The organism is Flavobacterium sp. RSSA_27, assembly GCF_051547125.1.
Lineage (GTDB): Bacteria > Bacteroidota > Bacteroidia > Flavobacteriales > Flavobacteriaceae > Flavobacterium.
Map to the genome: position 1 here is coordinate 64,282 of NZ_JBPTTN010000008.1, position 20,732 is coordinate 85,013.

Here is a 20,732-nt window from a genome sequence, read left to right on the forward strand (position 1 = left end):
TTATTTTAAAACTCGATTAACCTGCACAAAGTTTTTACTATAATAGCCTTCTTTGGTAGACGAAATTACCACTCCGCTACTTGTTGAAGAATGGATAAATTTTATTTCATCTCCTTGCACTTCAACAACTACACCAACATGGTTAATACGACGACTACCTCTGGTTTTAAAGAAAATTAAATCCCCTTTCTGGGCTTCAGCTGCTTTTATTTTTAATCCAACATTTGCCATCTCACCTGAAGAACGAGGCAGTTTAATATCCATAGCATTAAATGCGTAACAAACAAAACCAGAACAGTCAAAACCAGCTTTTGTAGTACCTCCTGAACGATAGCGCACTCCCAAATTATCAGAAGCATTAGCTATTAAATTATCGGCTACCGAATAATTCCCAAAAAAAGTGGCATTCGAAGCTGTTTCCTCTAGTGGAGTGGTTTTACTTTCTGAAACTACATCAGAGGTAACTGTATTCCCAGCAGTTGGGTTTCCTTCTTTAATTTTTAAAACAACACCAACTCTTAAATTTTTATGCAAAGTGGGATTTAATTGTTCTAATTCCGCTATCGTTAATCCATATTTTTTGGCGATGCCAAATTTGGTTTCTTTGGGCAAAACCTCATGAACTATAGCAGTTGTTGGTATTGAAGAAGGTGTTGCTGTGGGAAGTGTTTCATTGCCTATTGGTTCATTTACAAGAGCAGCCTTTACATCGCTTTTACTTTCTATTGCATTCGAAATTACAACAGTATTGAGAGATTCATCCGTTTTATTTTGCATGGGGACATTCAATTGCTGGCCTACTTCTAGGGATTTGGCAACAATAGCCGGATTCCTTTTTTCTAATTCAGCAATAGTGATTCCGTACCGTTTTGCTATTCCATATTTAGTTTCACTTGTTTGTACTTGATGAGTGTGCTGCTCTTCTATTAAAGTTGTGGTTACAAACTCTTGAATTGGAGTTGTGGTCTCCATATTTTCAACTTTTTGGGAATAATCCTGGTTTAAGGTTACAATTTTTTCTTCTTTTAGTTCGAAATTTTCTGGTACTAAGAGTGTAATTTTTTTACCAATTTGCAAACCTTGCTGTTCAATTAATGGATTACTTTTCTTTATATCGTCAATCGAAAGCTGGAATTTTTTGGCAATTCCAAATAAAGTTTCTTTTGGTAGAACCACATACTCAATCGTTTTGGTATTTTTCTTTTTCTCAGACAACTCCTTTTTAAAATTCTTATTTGGGATTTTTAAAACGGAATTTAATTTTAAAATTCCAGATGCTTTTGGGTTTAAATCAAAAATAACTTTTTGACTAACATGGTATTTTTCGGCTATAGTAGATATAGTCTCGCCTTGTGAAATTTTATGAGAAATGAATTTTTGTTGAGCAAAAACGGAAGTTGTAGCGCCAATTAAAAGCCAAAATAGTAATCCAAAATACTTCATGCTAAATTATTACAAATTATGGTATTATTATTATCAAAAAACTGATTTTGTTTAATTTAAAATAAAAACAAGCCCTTTTACTACCTCAAAATCAATTTTTTATCAAAAAACACAAATATACCCCTTTTTGCTAATTTAAAAATGTTAAAACAATTATAAATTCAATTTTTCGTTCATACAAGGACAAAAAAAAACTCCAAAGTTACCCGAGGAGCTTTCTTTAAGGTTCATTTATTTAGTTAAACTTGACCTGCAGCTGCTATTAAATTGAGTGCTGAACCTGCAACAAACCAACCAATTTGACTTTCATTATACGTATGATTCGCCAAAATAGTTTCTCTTGTACCATCAGAATGAACTAATTCAATTGTCAAGGGTTTGCCAGGTACAAACTCGGTCAAGTCCAAGAAATTGATGGTGTCATCTTCTTGAATTGTATCATAATCCAATTCGTTAGCAAAAGTTAAAGCCAACATACCTTGCTTTTTCAAATTTGTTTCGTGTATACGAGCAAATGATTTTACCAAAACAGCTTTCACACCCAAGAAACGTGGTTCCATAGCCGCATGTTCTCTTGAAGAACCTTCTCCATAATTATGATCTCCCACTACTATTGAAGGAATTCCTGCCGCCTTATAAGCCCTCTGAACCGTTGGGACTTCCGCATAGTCTCCAGTTAACTGATTTTTAACTTCGTTGGTTTTTTGATTAAAGGCATTGACCGCACCAATCAACATATTGTTAGAAATATTATCTAGATGTCCACGGAAACGCAACCAAGGACCTGCCATAGAAATATGATCAGTGGTGCATTTACCAAAAGCTTTAATCAACAACTTTGCACCGATGATATTCTTACCATCCCATGGCTCAAATGGAGCTAATAGTTGCAAACGGTCTGAAGTGGGACTTACCAAGATTTGTACATTTGAACCATCCTCTGCGGGAGCTTGAAAACCATCCTCTTCAACATCAAATCCTCGTTTGGGTAATTCGTCACCGAAAGGAGCGTTCAATTTCACTTCTTCACCATTATCATTCAACAAACTATCCGTTAATGGATTAAAATCCAATCTTCCAGCAATTGCAAGAGCTGCCACCATTTCTGGAGAGGTAACAAAAGCATGCGTATTAGGATTTCCATCTGCTCTTTTAGAAAAATTACGATTGAATGAATGTACGATGGTATTCTTCTCTCCTTTATTCGCTCCTGCTCTATCCCATTGCCCGATACAGGGCCCACAAGCATTGGTAAACACTTTGGTTCCCATTTTTTCAAAAGTTGCGATAATACCATCTCGCTCTATAGTGTATCGGATTTGTTCCGATCCTGGATTAATGCCAAATTCGGCTTTGGGAGTAATCCCATGATTCACTGCTTGCTCAACAATAGAAGCTGCCCGCGCCATATCTTCGTAAGATGAATTCGTACAAGAACCTATTAGTCCCCATTCCACTTTTATGGGCCAACCATTTGCAGCTGCTTCTGCTTTCATTTTAGAGACCGGAGTACCTCTGTCTGGTGTGAATGGCCCATTGATATGAGGTTCTAATTCCGACAAGTTGATCTCGATCAATTGGTCAAAATACTGCTCTGGATGGGCATATACTTCAGGATCGGCTGTCAAATAAGAAGCAACTGCATCAGCGGCCTCCACCACTTCTTGACGTCCTGTAGCCTTCAAATACCTTCTCATACTTTCATCATATCCAAATGTAGAGGTGGTCGCACCAATTTCGGCACCCATATTACAAATCGTTCCTTTTCCTGTGCAGGACATATTTAGAGCACCTTCTCCAAAATATTCAACGATTGCACCAGTTCCTCCTTTTACCGTTAGAATATCAGCTACTTTTAAGATCACATCTTTGGGAGAAGTCCATCCTGATAACTTGCCTGTAAGTTTTACACCAATGAGCTTAGGAAACTTTAACTCCCATGACATTCCTGACATGACATCTACGGCATCGGCTCCCCCAACACCTATGGCTAACATTCCTAAACCACCCGCATTTACGGTATGTGAGTCGGTACCAATCATCATTCCTCCTGGGAAAGCATAATTTTCTAAAACAATTTGATGGATAATTCCAGACCCTGGTTTCCAAAATCCAATACCGTATTTATTGGAAACTGAGGATAAAAAATCAAATACTTCTTTTGACTGTTCATTGGCAGCAGCCAAATCATATTTTGCACCGTTTTTAGCCAAAATCAAGTGATCACAATGCACTGTTGTTGGAACAGCTACCGTTTTTTTTCCAGCTTGCATGAATTGCAACAAAGCCATTTGTGCCGTAGCATCTTGACAAGCCACTCTGTCTGGGGCAAAATCTACATAATCAGTCCCTATATGATATGCCTTTGTAGCTTTACCATCCCAGAGATGACCGTATAGAATCTTCTCCGTTAAAGTAAGAGGTCTACCAACAATTTCTCGTGCAGCATCAACACGTTCAGCCATGCTTGCGTACACTTTTTTTATCATTTCAATATCAAAAGCCATAAAATATAAAATTAGAGTTTGTTTGTTTTTTTCAACACTCTAATTTACAACAATTTAATACAGCAACTGCAATAGAAATCTACTATAACTATAGTACTCCACCATTTTATATTTTTTAGTGGAGTTCAGTGATTGAATTTTTCTTCAAAACCAAGAACTTACCGCTCCCGAAAGTTTTCTGGATACCTTCCAAATACAAAAGTAGTAGCTCATTGGTTTATCTTTTTTTTGCAAGTATTCATTGAATGTTGTTTGCTTATTTAAAAATAGTTCGTGAGCTTTCCTTTTTTTGAATAATTCAGTTTCGCAACGAAGTCTATTGCGGATTCTGGGTTTAATTTGTAAATAAAAAAAGCCCGAGGTTTATCCTCGAGCTTCTTGTTACAAACAGCTTAATTATGTTATTATTATACCAACTGCTTATTAGAAGGTGTAAACTTAGTCAAGTTAATTCCATCAACAGCGGCAATGTATTCTTCAATGGTTGGAGTTCTACCAAGAACAGTTGACAAGACTACTACTGGAGTAGAAGAAAGCAATGATTCTCCTTTTTTGCCCTCAGCATCTTCTACTACTCTACCTTGGAAAAGTCGTGTAGAAGTTGCCATAACAGTATCACCTTTAGCTGCTTTTTCTTGATTTCCCATGCAAAGATTACACCCTGGGCGCTCTAAATATAGCATTTTTTCATAAGATGTTCTAGCAGCAGCTTTAGGTGCATTATCATCAAACTCAAAACCAGAGTACTTCTGCAACACTTCCCAATCCCCTTCCGCTTTCAATTCATCTACAATATTGTAAGTAGGAGGAGCTACCACTAGAGGTGCTTTAAACTCCACTTTACCATTTTGTGATTCGATGTTTTTTAGCATTTGTGCCAAAATTTTCATATCTCCTTTGTGTACCATACAAGAACCAATAAATCCTAAATCCACAGGCTTGTCTCCTCCATAAAAAGACAAAGGCCTGATGGTATCATGAGTATAGCGTTTAGAAACATCGGCATTGTTAACATCTGGATCTGCAATCATGGGTTCCGCAATTAAGTCCAAATCAATTTCAACTTCTGCGAAATACTTCGCATTTGCATCTGGAGTTAAAGCAGGTTTTTCACCTGATTGAATTTCAGCAATTCTTTTATTCGCTTTATTGATTAATCCTTGTAGTACTTGATTTTTGTTATCCATTCCTTTATCAATCATAATTTGGATTCTGCTTTTAGCAATTTCCAATGATTCGATTAAAGTAGCGTCTTCAGAAATACAAATAGCAGCTTTGGCTTTCATTTCAGCTGACCAGTCTGTAAATGTAAAAGCTTGGTCTGCCGTAAGTGTACCAATGTGTACCTCGATAACTCTTCCTTGGAAAACATTTTCTCCACCAAATTTCTTAAGCATCTGAGCTTGTGTAGCATGAACCACATCACGGAAATCCATGTATTCTTTCATCTTTCCTTTGAAGGTTACTTTTACAGATTCTGGAATTGGCATTGATGCTTCACCAGTGGCCAAAGCTAAGGCTACGGTTCCTGAATCGGCTCCGAATGCAACCCCTTTCGACATTCTGGTATGAGAGTCCCCTCCAATAATAATAGCCCAGTCATCGATTGTAATATCATTCAAAACTTTATGAATTACATCGGTCATCGCATGATACACCCCTTTTGGATCACGAGCCGTAATCAATCCAAAATCGTTCATGAATTTCATCAACTTTGGAATATTTGCTTGTGCTTTTTTATCCCAAACCGAAGCAGTATGACAACCTGATTGATAAGCTCCGTCAACTGTCGGCGAAATTACAGTAGCCGCCATAGACTCTAATTCCTGTGCAGTCATAAGCCCTGTAGTGTCCTGAGACCCTACAATATTTACTGCTACACGAACATCAGAGCCTGCATGCAATACTTTACCTGGTGTTGTACCAACAGCATTTTTGTTAAATATTTTTTCTACAGCTGTAAGCCCTTGCCCTTCTACAGAAATCTCTTTTGAAGGAGCAAACACAGTTGGAATAGCAATTCCTAATGTTTTAGCAGCAAACGTTTGGATTTTTTTACCAAAAACAATTGCATAGGAACCACCAGCTTTGATGAATTCCATTTTCTGTGGTGTAAAAGCTTTTGAAATATCAATTAACTCTTGCGCTCCATTATATAATTTCTTTTTCTTAGTATTGATTGTAAGTACCGTACCTGTAGCTACAGAATAAACCTCTTCTAAAATTGGGTCTCCGTTTTCGTTAAGCATTGGTTTACCATTAGCATCTATTTTTTTAACCCAGTTTTTGAGATCAATACCAATACCACCCGTAACATCTACAGTTGTTAAGAAAATTGGAGATATTCCGTTTGTCCCACCCACAATTGGAGCAATATTTACAAATGGAATATAGGGACTAGCTTTTTTTCCTGTCCAAAGCGCCACATTATTTACCCCAGACATTCTTGAAGATCCTACCCCCATGGTTCCTTTCTCTGCAATCAACATCACGCTCTTATCTGGATGTTGTGCCTGCAAAGCTTGAATTTCAGCCTGAGCCTGTAGAGAAATCATGCATTTTCCGTGTAACTCACGATCTGATCTCGAGTGCGCTTGATTTCCGGGTGACAATAAATCTGTAGAGATATCTCCTTCTCCAGCAATAAATGTAACCACTTTAATTTCTTCTGCTATTTCTGGAAGTTTTGTAAAGAACTCCGCTTGAGCATAACTTTCAAGAATTTCTTTGGCAATTGTATTGCCATTTTCGTAAGCTACTTTTAGACGATTAGTATCTGCGTCATAAAGGTACACTTGCGTTTTAAGTACATCGGCAGCGCCTTTAGCTATAGCTACGTCATTACCTAAAGCTAAGTCCAATAAAACTTCAATTGAAGGACCGCCTTTCATGTGTGATAATAACTCAAAAGCAAATGCTGGAGTGATTTCATTTACTACAGACTCTCCTAAAATGATCTCTTTTAAAAACGTTGCTTTTACACCAGCTGCACTAGTTGTACCTGGTAAAGTATTGTAAATAAAAAAGTGAAGAGAATCTGCTCGATATTGATTGTCAATATCTTTAATTTGCGCAATGATTTCGCTCAACAACTCAGCAGTATCAATGGGCTTTGGATGTAATCCTTGAATTTTTCGTTCTTCGATCTCTTTGATGTAATCGTGATAAATGCTCATAATGTAGTATGTTAATGACCCTCCTTATTAATGATTTCAATACCAAAAACCATAATAATTAAGTATTTTATTATTCTTGTACGCAAATTTAGGAATTAAAGCCGAGAATTAAAAAAATTTAATAGAAGTACCTTTTTTGAAAATTATCATCGACAAAAACGGCACATTACCGCTATTTATTGATAAATTATCAAATTTTATGATAAATTTTGCTTATTCATTATTTTTAAAAGATTTTTTTATCAATATGAGAATATGAGTTGAAATAAAAAAAGGTTCTTTGCTGTATTTCAAACAAAGAACCTTTCTAAATTAAGACAACTATAACGTTATAATAGCTTTTCTATGATCATTTCTTCCGATATACCTTCAGCATCGGCTTTGTAATTCTTGATAATCCTATGACGCAAAATTCCTGTAGCCACAGCCTTCACATCTTCTATGTCTGGGGAGAATTTTCCGTTAAAAGCAGCATTCGCTTTGGCAGCTATTATCAAGTTTTGAGAAGCCCTTGGACCAGCACCCCAATCCAAATAATTTTTCACATAATCATTAGACAAAGGGTTGTTAGGACGTGTTTTACTAACTAAAGTTACCGCATACTCAATCACATTGTCTGCCACGGGTATACGACGTATCAAATGTTGATACGCTATAATTTCTTCGGCAGTAAAAAGTGAATTAATTCCTAATTTAACATCTGATGTTGTATTTTTCACCACTTGTACTTCCTCCAAAAACGAAGGATAATCCAACTTGATTGCAAACATAAAACGATCCAACTGTGCCTCAGGCAACGGATACGTTCCTTCTTGCTCGATAGGGTTCTGAGTTGCCAAAACAAAATAAGGCAAATCTAATTTATAATTATGACCTGCAATTGTAACTGCTCGTTCTTGCATGGCCTCCAACAAAGCAGCTTGCGTTTTTGGAGGAGTTCTATTGATCTCATCAGCCAAAATTATATTAGAAAAAATGGGGCCTTTTATAAACTTAAAATGTCTATTCTCATCCAATATTTCACTCCCCAAAATATCAGAAGGCATCAAATCTGGGGTAAACTGAATTCTTTTAAAATCCAAACCAAGTGCTTGCGCCAAAGTATTTACCATAAGCGTTTTGGCCAAACCTGGCACACCAACGAGCAATGCATGACCACCAGAGAAAATAGAAAGCACAATTTGATCAATAACATCATCTTGACCTACAATAATTTTGGCAATCTCTGTTTTGAGTTGGTTTCGCTTTTGCACTAAAGCATGAATCGCTTCAACATCTGACATATAAATATGATTTAATTAAAAAAGAGTTAGTTTATGAAATCATAAAACTAACTCTTTTTATTTATTTTATAAAACTTATTTTTTTAACCAATTATTGGTAAAAGCACAGTCTCTGTACTCTCCATTAATTTTGATATAGGTTTCTTTGATTTTTTCTTCAAACCATTTTCCTACTGCTTTGATTTGTTTTTCTTTCAAAGCCAAATCTTTAATTTTGATATAATCTTTAGAATAATCAGCTGTATGCTCGTTGATCCTGTTGGTCACAGTAATGATTTTAAACGTCTTTTTCCCTTGATCTTCTTCCAGAAATGGCTGAGAAATTTCTTGGTCTTTAAGATTAGAAACCCTACTGTATAAACTTGGATCCATTTTGGTCAACTCAAAACGAGTATCTTGTGTTTTTGGATTAATCAAAGCCCCACCATTAGTTCTTGTTTCTTTTTCGTCTGAAAGTGTTCTTGCCGCTTCGGCGAAGGAAATTTCTTTATCAATGATTCTTTTTCGAATCAAATCAATTTTTTCTTTGGCTTCTTTAATGGATGCTTCCGTAACTGTTGGAGTAAGCAAAATATGACGCAATTCTAATTCTTGTCCTTTAATTTTTTCAACTAAAATGATATGAAAACCAAAATCTGTTTCGAAAGGCTCTGAGATTTCTCCTTCGGCTAATTTAAAAGCTACTTCTTTAAATTCTTTTACAAAAGGTGTTTTTCTATTCATTTTATAGAAACCACCGGTAGCTCTTGATCCTGGATCTTGGGTATACAATACGGCTTTGGTTGAAAAACTAGCACCTGCTTCAACTTCTTTTTTGAACCCTTTCAAACGGTCAATTACTTTTTGTTTGTCTTCTTGTGTCACTTTTGGGGCGATAACAATTTGAGCAACTTCCATTTCGGCGCCAAAGGTTGGTAAATCCTCTTTTGGGATGGATTTAAAGTAATTACGAACTTCTTCTGGAGTGATTTCTACACCATCCACAATTTTTTTACCCATTTCTGAACTCAATTTTTGCTCTTTTAAGACGTCGAAAAATGTAGTTCTAAGTTCTTCTTCTGTGCCCTTTTTATACATTTCGATAACTTTGTCCATAGACCCTAGACTCTCCACCATGTAATTGAGACGTTCCTCCATCATTCCTTTGATATCAGAATCTGAAACTACAATACTGTCTTGAATGGCTTGGTGCGCATAAAGCTTATCTTCTAATAATTTACCCAGCATTTGACATCTAGAAACACCTTTTACTGAACCCCCAGCGGCAGTAATCTCTAAAAATGATTTGTCAATATCTGAATCTAATACAATATAATCTCCAACCGTTGCAATTACTCCATCTACTTTTTGGCGTTTAGTCGGATTTTCTTTTACTGCCTCTGTTGCCTTTTCTTTTATCACTTCTTGCGCATGCATTGCAAAAGTGGCCATTAAAACGAAACAAATAGGTAGTACAAAATTGTATTTTAAAAACTTCATCGAAAAAAGGTTAAATTGTATGTATTAATAGTATTTACAAAAGGTACTTTTATCAAAACTTCATAAGCTAATTCATCTCACAACTCGGAAACAATTTAGCACTAAAATTACTATTGAAAAAAAGTAAACATATTGCAAACAAAAATAGCAATTCAAAGACATTATACAACTATACTACCTACTATTAACAAAAAATTATTATGCTTAGACAAATTCTAAAAAAATCAATTACAAGTTTTATAAATAGAATTTACATCAGATTTTTTATTCGAAATTATAAGTAGTACTTTTGCACACTATTTTTATTACTATGAGTTTTTTAGAAGAAATACAACGCAGAAGAACGTTTGGAATCATTTCGCATCCTGATGCTGGAAAAACCACACTAACGGAAAAATTATTACTTTTTGGAGGAGCTATCCAAGAGGCTGGTGCTGTAAAAAGTAATAAAATAAAAAAAGGTGCAACGAGTGATTTCATGGAAATTGAGCGCCAAAGAGGAATCTCAGTTTCTACCTCCGTTTTGGCTTTTAACTATCAAGATAAAAAAATCAACATCCTAGACACACCTGGTCACAAGGATTTTGCTGAAGATACTTTTAGAACTTTAACAGCTGTAGACAGTGTAATAGTTGTTATTGACGTTGCCAAAGGAGTCGAGGAACAAACTGAAAAATTAGTGGCCGTTTGTAGAATGAGAAACATTCCAATGATTGTTTTTATCAACAAATTAGACCGTGAAGGTAAGGACGCTTTTGATTTGATGGATGAAGTGGAACAAAAATTGGGTCTTACGGTAACTCCTTTGAGTTTCCCGATTGGCATGGGTTATGATTTTCAAGGAATCTACAACTTATGGGAACAAAACATCAATCTTTTTAGCGGTGATAGCCGAAAAAATATAGAAGAAACAATCGCTTTCTCAGACGTACAAAACCCAGAATTAGAAAAAATTATTGGAGAAAAACCAGCTACTAAACTTCGTGAAGAATTAGAATTGATTGATGAAGTCTACCCTAAATTTGACCACCAAGACTATTTGGACGGAAAAATTCAGCCGGTGTTTTTTGGTTCAGCTTTGAATAATTTCGGAGTAAGAGAATTACTAGATTGCTTCGTAAGCATAGCCCCTTCTCCAAGAGCAAAAGAATCAGAAACAAGATTGGTTGATCCTAAAGAAGAGAAAATGTCTGGTTTTGTGTTTAAAATTCATGCGAATATGGATCCAAAACACAGAGATCGTTTGGCGTTTATTAAAATTGTATCGGGAACTTTTGAAAGAAACAAGCCATATTATCATGTTCGTCAAAAGAAAAATCTAAAGTTTTCTAGCCCCAATGCTTTTTTTGCGGAGAAAAAAGAGATTGTTGACATTTCTTATCCTGGTGATATTGTGGGATTACACGACACAGGGAACTTCAAAATTGGAGACACGCTGACCGAAGGCGAGATTATGAGTTTCAAAGGAATTCCAAGTTTCTCACCAGAACACTTTAGATACATCAATAATGCCGATCCATTAAAAGCAAAGCAGTTGGATAAAGGTGTTGACCAATTAATGGATGAAGGTGTTGCGCAGTTGTTTACACTCGAAATGAACAATCGTAAAGTAATTGGGACAGTTGGTGCGCTACAATATGAGGTAATTCAGTATCGTTTAGAGCATGAATATGGTGCAAAATGTACCTATGAAAACTTCCCTGTTCATAAAGCGTGTTGGGTAAAACCAGACGATGCCAAAAACGAAGAATTTAAAGAATTCAAACGTATCAAACAGAAATTTTTGGCCAAAGACAAATACAACCAATTAGTATTTCTTGCCGATTCTGATTTTACTATTCAAATGACACAAAGCAAATTCCCGAGCGTTAAATTATTTTTCACTTCAGAATTTGATTAATACAAGAAAGCCAACTCTAAAAAGTTGGCTTTTGTTTTTTACTTATACTTCTAAAAAAAAGACTTCTTAACGAAGTCTTTTTTTTATTTAAGCTTGTCCTGTTGGACCAAAATTCAAAGGAATTGGCGCTTGTTCTGTATCTTTTATTTCACCGTGAGCTAACTCAAAACGATGAACGTTATCCGACAAGGCCTTGATTAATCGTTTCGCATGTTGTGGCGTCAATACTATTCTGGACTTTACTTTTGCTTTTGGCAAACCAGGCATAATACTCACAAAATCCAAAACAAACTCCGAAGAGGAATGATTGATAATCGCCAAGTTAGAATAAACTCCTTCAGCAATACTCTCGTCTAATTCAATATTAATTTGTTCTTGTTGCTCTTTCATAGTAAAAAATTAAAGATTCAAAGAGGTAGTGATTTAAAAAATTCAAAGACGATCGAAATCGTCTTTGAATATATAATCTTACATCTCTAAATACATTAGTAAATGTACTCTTCTTTGTTAGCCATCATATCATTGTAGTCTTCTTTCGAACCTACAATAGTATTATCATACTCTCTCATACCAGTACCTGCAGGAATTCTATGTCCTACAATTACGTTTTCTTTCAAGCCTTCTAATAAGTCAACCTTACCTGCCACAGCAGCTTCGTTTAACACTTTAGTTGTTTCTTGGAAAGAAGCAGCAGAGATAAATGATTTCGTTTGTAACGATGCTCTTGTAATACCTTGTAAAATTGGAGTAGCAGTTGCTGTAATAACATCACGAGCTACTACCAAGTTTTTATCACTACGTTTCAATAAAGAGTTTTCGTCACGCAACTCACGTGGAGTAACGATTTGACCTGGTTTCAATACTGCAGAATCACCTGCATCTTCCACCACTTTCATTCCATAAAGATTGTCGTTTTGAACGATAAAATCTTTAGTATGAATCAATTGGTCTTCTAAGAATAAAGTATCTCCTGGATCTTGAACTCTTACTTTACGCATCATTTGACGGATTACCACCTCAAAATGTTTGTCATTAATTTTTACACCTTGTAAACGGTAAACCTCTTGAATCTCATTTACTAAGTATTGTTGTACCGCAGCTGGTCCTTGGATTCTCAAGATATCGTCTGGAGTAATTGCACCATCAGACAATGGCACTCCTGCTCTTACGAAGTCATTCTCTTGAACCAAAATCTGGCTTGATAATTTCACCAAATATTTTCTAACATCACCAAATTTAGACTCGATGATAATTTCGCGGTTACCTCTTTTGATTTTTCCAAAAGAAACTACCCCGTCAATTTCAGAAACTACAGCTGGATTAGATGGATTACGAGCTTCTAACAACTCTGTAATTCTTGGTAAACCTCCTGTAATATCGCCTGATTTTGAAGAACGACGTGGGATTTTCACCAATACTTTACCTGCTTTAATTTTCTCACCATTCTCTACCATCAAGTGAGCTCCAACTGGTAAGTTGTAAGAACGGATTAGTTCGCCATCTTTACTGTAAACCAATAAAGTTGGGATTAATTTTTTGTTTCTTGACTCAGAAATTACTTTTTCTTGGAAACCAGTTTGCTCATCGATTTCAACCATGAACGATTGTCCTTGCTCTAAATCTTCGTACTCAATCTTACCAGTAAACTCAGAAACAATTACTCCGTTATATGGATCCCATTTACAGATAACTTCTCCTTTTGCAACAGATTGTCCATCTGCAACATAGATACTAGAACCGTAAGGAATATTATTTGTACTTAATAAAATACCTGTTTTTTCATCGATTAATTTCAATTCAGTAGAACGAGACACTACGATATCAACAGCGTTTCCTTCGTTATCTTCGCCTTTTACTGTTTTTAAATCCTCGATTTCTAATTTACCTGCAAAACGTGCAATAATACTAGATTCTTCAGAAATACCACCAGCAACCCCTCCAACGTGGAATGTACGCAATGTCAACTGTGTACCTGGCTCACCAATAGACTGTGCAGCAATAACCCCAACAGCTTCTCCTTTTTGCGTCATCTTACCAGTAGCTAAGTTTCTACCGTAACATTTTGCACAAATACCTTTTAAGGCTTCACAAGTTAATGGAGAACGAACTTCTACTTTTTCTACTGGAGAAGCTTCGATAGCCTTCATAATAGGTTCAGTAATTTGCTCGCCAGCGTGAACTAATATTTCTGTAGTTAAAGGATTAATTACATCTTGCAATGCAACACGTCCTAAGATTCTTTCCCCTAACGATTCAACAATCTCTTCGTTTTTCTTCAATGCAGCAACTTCAACACCTCTTAATGTACCACAATCGTCGATATTAACAATAACGTCTTGAGAAACGTCATGCAACCTACGAGTTAAGTATCCAGCATCCGCCGTTTTCAACGCCGTATCCGCAAGACCTTTACGAGCACCGTGAGTAGAAATAAAGTACTCAAGGATAGAAAGACCTTCTTTAAAGTTAGAAAGAATCGGGTTTTCAATAATTTCACCACCACCAGCAGTAGATTTTTTAGGCTTAGCCATCAAACCACGCATACCAGTTAACTGACGAATTTGTTCTTTAGATCCCCTCGCCCCAGAATCAAGCATCATATACACTGAGTTGAATCCTTGTTGGTCTTCTCTAATATTCTTCATTGCTAACTCCGTCAATTGAGCATTAGCAGAAGTCCATACGTCAATAACTTGGTTGTAACGCTCGTTATTGGTAATAAGACCCATGTTATAGTTTGCAGAAATTCCTTCTACTTGCTCTCTTGCATCAGCAATTAATTTTGTTTTTTGTTCTGGAATTCTAATATCACCTAAAGAGAAAGATAAACCTCCTTTGAAAGCGAACTTATAACCCATATTTTTCATATCGTCTAAGAAAGCGGCTGTCGTAGGTACATCAGTCGAACTTAATACGTGACCAATAATATCTCTCAAGTTTTTCTTAGTCAATACATCATTGATATATCCAGCTGCCTCAGGTACTACTTCATTAAATAATACACGTCCAGCAGTAGTTTGAATAATCTTATATACTAACTCTCCATTCTCATCAAAATCTTTTGCTCTAATTTTCACACGAGCATTCAACTCTAATCTTCCTTCATTCAATGCAATATTTACCTCTTCAGCAGAATAAAAAGTCAAACCTTCACCAAGAATAGTTAATTCTGGTGTAGTTAAACGTTCTTTGGTCATATAATAAAGACCCAAAACCATGTCCTGAGAAGGTACTGTAATAGGAGCACCATTCGCAGGGTTCAAGATATTGTGAGAAGCTAGCATCAATAATTGCGCTTCCAAAATAGCTTCAGGTCCTAATGGCAAGTGAACCGCCATCTGATCCCCATCAAAATCCGCGTTGAACGCCGTACATACTAATGGGTGCAATTGAATTGCTTTACCTTCAATTAATTTTGGTTGGAATGCTTGAATACCTAAACGGTGCAAAGTAGGAGCACGGTTAAGCAATACTGGATGTCCTTTGATTACATTCTCAAGAATATCCCATACAACAGGCTCTTTTTTGTCAATTATTTTTTTAGCAGATTTAACTGTTTTTACAATACCTCTTTCGATTAACTTACGAATAACGAATGGTTTGTATAATTCAGCTGCCATATCTTTTGGCAAACCACATTCAAACAACTTCATTTCTGGTCCAACAACAATTACAGAACGAGCAGAATAATCCACACGTTTTCCAAGTAAGTTTTGACGGAAACGACCTTGCTTACCTTTCAAAGAATCAGAAAGCGACTTCAATGGACGGTTAGATTCTGTCTTAACAGCAGAAGCTTTACGAGTGTTGTCAAACAATGAATCTACAGATTCTTGCAACATACGTTTTTCATTTCTCAAGATAACTTCAGGAGCTTTAATCTCCATTAATCTTTTCAAACGGTTATTACGTATAATTACACGACGGTATAAATCATTCAAATCTGAAGTTGCAAAACGGCCTCCATCAAGCGGCACTAAAGGACGCAATTCTGGTGGAATAACAGGAATCACTTTCATAATCATCCATTCAGGACGATTTTCACGATTTAAGTTAGACTCACGGAAAGATTCAACAACTTGAAGACGTTTCAATGCTTCAGTTTTTCTTTGTTTAGAAGTTTCATTGTTAGCACTATGACGTAAGCTATAAGAAAGCTCATCTAAATCGATACGCGCTAATAAATCCATAATACATTCTGCACCCATTTTGGCTACAAATTTATTAGGATCAAAATCATCTAAATATTGATTATCAGCAGGCAAAGTATCTAAAATATTCAAATACTCTTCTTCTGTTAAGAAATCTAAACGTTGTAAAGATTCTCCATCAGCATTTTTTGCAATACCAGCTTGAATTACGACATATCTTTCGTAGTAGATAATCATGTCTAACTTCTTAGACGGTAATCCTAAAATATAACCAATTTTATTAGGCAAAGAACGGAAATACCAGATATGAGCAATTGGCACAACCAAATTGATGTGACCTACTCTATCTCTTCTAACTTTCTTCTCAGTAACTTCTACACCACAACGGTCGCAGATAATTCCCTTGTAACGAATTCTTTTGTACTTACCACAGGCACATTCAAAATCCTTGACAGGGCCGAAAATTCTTTCACAAAAAAGCCCGTCACGTTCTGGCTTATGTGTTCTGTAGTTGATAGTCTCAGGCTTTAACACCTCTCCTCTTGACTCTTTCAAGATAGATTCTGGAGAAGCTAATCCTATCGAAATTTTATTGAATCTTTTTACAGGATTCTTATCTTTATTGTTGTTTCTATTATTCATCATAGTTTTTACTATTGATTTATTTGCAATTAAAAATTGATTTTAGATTTATGAATTAAAGACAAAATAGCAGTTACTACATCATCAAAATTCATTAAGCTCTATTACCACGAATTACTTCTCTAAACTTCTCTCTGAAGTGCTAGTTATGTGTTTCCTGAGAATCAACATAAAAAATCGGAACGGTTTACGGGTATAAATCCTAAAAACTTTTATAAATAGTAATCAGCCCCAAAAAATGGAACTGATTACTGTGATTTAATTATTCTTCTAAACGAATGTCAAGACCAAGACCTTTCAATTCGTGCATCAATACGTTGAATGATTCAGGTAATCCTGGTTCTGGCATAGATTCTCCCTTAACTATTGCTTCGTAAGTTTTAGCTCTACCAATAACATCATCTGATTTTACAGTTAAGATTTCACGTAATGTACTTGATGCTCCATAAGCCTCAAGTGCCCATACCTCCATCTCTCCAAAACGCTGACCTCCAAATTGAGCTTTACCTCCAAGTGGTTGTTGAGTAATCAACGAGTACGGACCAATAGAACGAGCGTGCATCTTATCATCTACCATGTGACCTAATTTTAACATATAAATCACACCAACTGTAGCTGCTTGATGGAAACGTTCTCCAGTTCCACCATCATAAAGGTGTGTATGTCCAAAGCGTGGTACACCGGCTTCATCTGTTAAAGCATTGATTTGTTCAAGAGAAGCACCGTCAAAAATTGGAGTAGCAAATTTTCTACCCAAATTCATTCCTGCCCATCCTAAAACTGTTTCATAGATCTGACCAATGTTCATACGTGAAGGTACCCCAAGTGGGTTCAACACAATATCAACAGGAGTTCCATCTTCCAAGAAAGGCATATCTTCATGACGAACAATACGAGCAACAATACCTTTGTTACCGTGACGTCCCGCCATTTTATCCCCAACTTTCAATTTGCGTTTCTTAGCAATATATACTTTAGCTAATTTCAAAATTCCAGATGGTAATTCGTCACCAACAGTAATAGTGAATTTCTCTCTACGTAATGCTCCCTGTAAATCGTTCAATTTAATTTTATAGTTATGAATTAAATCATTAACCATTTTGTTAGTCACATCATCAGCAACCCATTGACCTTTACTTAAGTGAGCGAAATCTTCAACAGCATACAACATTTTTTGAGTGTATTTTTTACCTTTTGGTAATACTTCTTCACCCAAATCATTCATTACACCTTGAGATGTTTTTCCGTTAACGATTAGGAAAAGTTTTTCAATCAATCTGTCTTTTAATTCAACAAATTTAACTTCAAACTCCATTTCTAAAGCGCCTAAAGCATCTTTATCCTGAGTACGTTTACGTTTATCTTTTACTGCTCTTGCAAATAATTTTTTATCTAAAACTACACCATGTAATGAAGGAGAAGCTTTTAATGAAGCATCTTTTACATCACCAGCTTTATCACCAAAGATAGCACGAAGTAATTTTTCTTCTGGTGTTGGATCAGATTCTCCTTTTGGAGTAATTTTTCCAATCAAAATATCGCCAGGTTTTACCTCTGCACCAATTCTGATCATACCATTTTCATCCAAATCTTTGGTAGCTTCTTCAGAAACGTTAGGAATATCATTAGTCAACTCTTCGTTACCTAATTTAGTATCTCTAACTTCTAATGAATAATCATCAATATGAATAGAAGTAAAAATATCATCGCGAACAACTTTTTCAGAAATTACAATCGCATCCTCAAAGTTGTATCCTTTCCATGGCATAAACGCCACTTTAAGGTTACGACCTAAAGCTAGTTCACCATTTTGAGTAGCATATCCTTCAGATAAAACTTGACCTAGAACAACTCTATCCCCTTTTCTTACAATAGGTTTCAAGTTGATACTTGTTCCTTGGTTCGTTTTTCTAAATTTAATTAGGTTATACGTTTTTTCATCAGGTTCAAAACTTACCATTCTTTCTTCTTCAGAACGATCGTATTTGATAGTAATAATGTTAGCATCAACATATTCAACAACTCCATCACCTTCAGCATTAATCAATACTCTAGAATCTGAAGCTACTTGACGCTCTAAACCAGTTCCAACAATAGGGGCTTCTGGACGAATTAAAGGTACTGCTTGACGCATCATGTTAGATCCCATCAACGCACGGTTCGCATCATCATGCTCCAAGAAAGGAATCAATGAGGCAGAAATAGATGCAATTTGATTTGGGGCAACGTCTGCATAATCTACTTGACTTGGCTCAATTACAGGAAAATCACCTTCTTGTCTTGCAATTACATTATCAGCAGTAATTTTTCCTGTCGCATCCATTTCAATGTTTGCTTGAGAAATCATCATACCTTCTTCTTCTTCAGCACTTAAGTAAACAGGAGTTGATTCTAAATCAACTACACCATTTGAAACTTTACGGTAAGGAGTCTCAATGAATCCCATTCCATTTACTTTGGCATATACACCAAGAGATGAAATCAAACCAATGTTTGGTCCCTCAGGAGTTTCAATAGGACATAAACGTCCATAATGCGTATAGTGAACGTCACGAACCTCAAAACCTGCTCTTTCACGAGAAAGTCCACCTGGTCCAAGTGCAGATAATCTTCTTTTGTGCGTAATCTCAGCTAATGGATTCGTTTGATCCATAAATTGAGACAACTGATTCGTTCCAAAGAAAGAGTTGATAACAGAAGATAATGTTTTTGCATTAATCAAATCTATTGGTGTAAACACCTCGTTATCTCTAACATTCATACGCTCTCTAATGGTTCTAGCCATACGCGCTAAACCAACACCGAATTGTTGTGACAATTGTTCACCAACTGTTCTAACACGACGGTTTGATAAGTGATCAATATCATCAATCTCAGCTTTTGAGTTGATCAATTCGATCAAATATTTAACGATAGTTATGATATCTTCCTTGGTAAGCACTTGCTTTTCCATTGGAGTATCTAAACCTAATTTTTTATTAATTCTATAACGACCTACTTCACCTAAGTTGTAACGTTGGTCAGAGAAAAATAATTTATCTATAATACCACGAGCAGTTTCTTCATCAGGCGGTTCTGCGTTACGCAATTGTCTGTAGATGTGCTCAACAGCTTCTTTTTCAGAGTTTGTTGGATCTTTTTGTAACGTATTATGAATGATAGAGTAATCAACTTGATTGTTATCTTCTTTGTGCAACAAAATAGATTTAACATTCGAGTCAATGATTTCTTCTACATTATCTTTGTCGATAATTGTATCTCTATCTAAAATAATTTCGTTACGTTCGATGGATACCACTTCACCAGTATCTTCATCTACGAAATCCTCATGCCATGTGTTCAATACACGGGCAGCTAATTTTCTTCCAATATATTTTTTTAATCCTGTTTTAGAAACTTTAATTTCTTCTGCTAGATCAAAAATCTCAAGAATATCCTTGTCTCTTTCAAATCCAATAGCACGGAATAAAGTTGTAACAGGCAATTTTTTCTTTCTATCGATATAAGCATACATTACACTATTAATATCAGTAGAAAATTCAATCCAAGAGCCTTTAAAAGGAATAACTCTTGCAGAATATAATTTAGTTCCATTTGCATGGAAGGATTGTCCAAAGAAAACACCAGGAGAACGGTGTAATTGTGAAACTACAACACGTTCAGCTCCATTGATAACAAAAGTACCACTTGGTGTCATGTAAGGAATTGTACCAAGATAAACGTCTTGAACAATAGTTTCAAAATCTTCGTGTTCTGGGTCCGTACAGTAAAGCTTAAGTCTAGCTTTTAAAGGCACACTATAAGTAAGCCCTCTTTCAATACATTCTTGAATGGTATAACGTGGTGGATCTACGAAATAATCTAGGAATTCCAATACAAAATTATTTCTTGTATCTGTAATTGGAAAGTTTTCCATGAAGGTGTTGTATAAACCTTCGTTGCCTCTTTCGTCAGACTTTGTTTCTAATTGAAAAAAATCTTTAAACGATTTTACCTGAACATCTAGAAAATCTGGATAGTCAGGTATATTTTTTGTGGAGGCAAAATTCAATCTTTCAGTCTGATTTGTTAACATCTATGGACAAAATTTTGATTAAAAAAAAGTAATTTTTTGTGTAAAACACTGTTTAAACTATACTTTCTTTTTTAAT

General features: G+C 35.7%; 9 protein-coding genes. 1 reads left to right on the forward strand and 8 read right to left on the reverse strand.

The window, feature by feature from the left end:
- The 5 genes from ACSVH5_RS12030 to ACSVH5_RS12050 form a co-directional block, all read right to left on the reverse strand.
- Entirely contained in the window at positions 1-1,443 is a 1,443-nt protein-coding gene (locus ACSVH5_RS12030; RefSeq protein ID WP_438061666.1) for a LysM peptidoglycan-binding domain-containing protein, read from the reverse strand.
- Between the two features lie 239 nt (positions 1,444-1,682).
- A complete protein-coding gene (locus ACSVH5_RS12035; protein ID WP_438061667.1) occupies positions 1,683-3,950 on the reverse strand; it encodes an aconitate hydratase in 2,268 nt (755 codons plus the stop codon).
- Between the two features lie 407 nt (positions 3,951-4,357).
- Complete coding sequence (locus tag ACSVH5_RS12040) at positions 4,358-7,126, reverse strand: bifunctional aconitate hydratase 2/2-methylisocitrate dehydratase (RefSeq protein WP_438061668.1); 2,769 nt, start codon at positions 7,124-7,126, stop codon at positions 4,358-4,360.
- Between the two features lie 329 nt (positions 7,127-7,455).
- Positions 7,456-8,409, reverse strand: a complete 954-nt coding sequence (locus tag ACSVH5_RS12045) for an AAA family ATPase (protein ID WP_438061669.1) — start codon at positions 8,407-8,409, stop codon at positions 7,456-7,458.
- Positions 8,410-8,484: 75 nt separating this feature from the next.
- Positions 8,485-9,888, reverse strand: a complete 1,404-nt coding sequence (locus ACSVH5_RS12050; RefSeq protein WP_438061670.1) for a peptidylprolyl isomerase — start codon at positions 9,886-9,888, stop codon at positions 8,485-8,487.
- A gap of 310 nt (positions 9,889-10,198) precedes the next feature.
- On the opposite strand from ACSVH5_RS12050, the gene ACSVH5_RS12055 reads away from it, so the two are divergent.
- Positions 10,199-11,788: a peptide chain release factor 3 gene (locus ACSVH5_RS12055; protein ID WP_438061671.1), complete on the forward strand. Its 1,590-nt coding sequence runs from the start codon at positions 10,199-10,201 to the stop codon at positions 11,786-11,788.
- An 87-nt stretch (positions 11,789-11,875) separates the two neighbouring features.
- On the opposite strand, the gene ACSVH5_RS12060 is transcribed toward ACSVH5_RS12055, so the two are convergent.
- The 3 genes from ACSVH5_RS12060 to rpoB all read right to left on the reverse strand — a co-directional run bounded on the left by ACSVH5_RS12060 (position 11,876) and on the right by rpoB (position 20,656).
- A complete protein-coding gene (locus tag ACSVH5_RS12060) occupies positions 11,876-12,178 on the reverse strand; it encodes a DUF3467 domain-containing protein (RefSeq protein ID WP_438061672.1) in 303 nt (100 codons plus the stop codon).
- 95 nt (positions 12,179-12,273) lie between these two features.
- Positions 12,274-16,584: a DNA-directed RNA polymerase subunit beta' gene (rpoC, locus tag ACSVH5_RS12065; RefSeq protein ID WP_438061673.1), complete on the reverse strand. Its 4,311-nt coding sequence runs from the start codon at positions 16,582-16,584 to the stop codon at positions 12,274-12,276.
- 259 nt (positions 16,585-16,843) lie between these two features.
- On the reverse strand, positions 16,844-20,656 hold the full coding sequence (gene rpoB / locus ACSVH5_RS12070; protein WP_438061674.1) for a DNA-directed RNA polymerase subunit beta: 3,813 nt from the start codon (positions 20,654-20,656) through the stop codon (positions 16,844-16,846).
- Positions 20,657-20,732 lie beyond the last annotated feature (76 nt).

What these genes read in the sequence shown, in the direction of transcription:
- ACSVH5_RS12050 (WP_438061670.1), bottom strand. Translation starts at nt 9,888, where the DNA reads ATGAAGTTTTTAAAATACAATTTTGTACTACCTATTTGTTTCGTTTTA.
- ACSVH5_RS12040 (WP_438061668.1), bottom strand. Translation starts at nt 7,126, where the DNA reads ATGAGCATTTATCACGATTACATCAAAGAGATCGAAGAACGAAAAATT.
- ACSVH5_RS12055 (WP_438061671.1), top strand. Translation starts at nt 10,199, where the DNA reads ATGAGTTTTTTAGAAGAAATACAACGCAGAAGAACGTTTGGAATCATT.
- rpoB (WP_438061674.1), bottom strand. Translation starts at nt 20,656, where the DNA reads ATGTTAACAAATCAGACTGAAAGATTGAATTTTGCCTCCACAAAAAAT.
- ACSVH5_RS12035 (WP_438061667.1), bottom strand. Translation starts at nt 3,950, where the DNA reads ATGGCTTTTGATATTGAAATGATAAAAAAAGTGTACGCAAGCATGGCT.
- rpoC (WP_438061673.1), bottom strand. Translation starts at nt 16,584, where the DNA reads ATGATGAATAATAGAAACAACAATAAAGATAAGAATCCTGTAAAAAGA.
- ACSVH5_RS12045 (WP_438061669.1), bottom strand. Translation starts at nt 8,409, where the DNA reads ATGTCAGATGTTGAAGCGATTCATGCTTTAGTGCAAAAGCGAAACCAA.
- ACSVH5_RS12030 (WP_438061666.1), bottom strand. Translation starts at nt 1,443, where the DNA reads ATGAAGTATTTTGGATTACTATTTTGGCTTTTAATTGGCGCTACAACT.
- ACSVH5_RS12060 (WP_438061672.1), bottom strand. Translation starts at nt 12,178, where the DNA reads ATGAAAGAGCAACAAGAACAAATTAATATTGAATTAGACGAGAGTATT.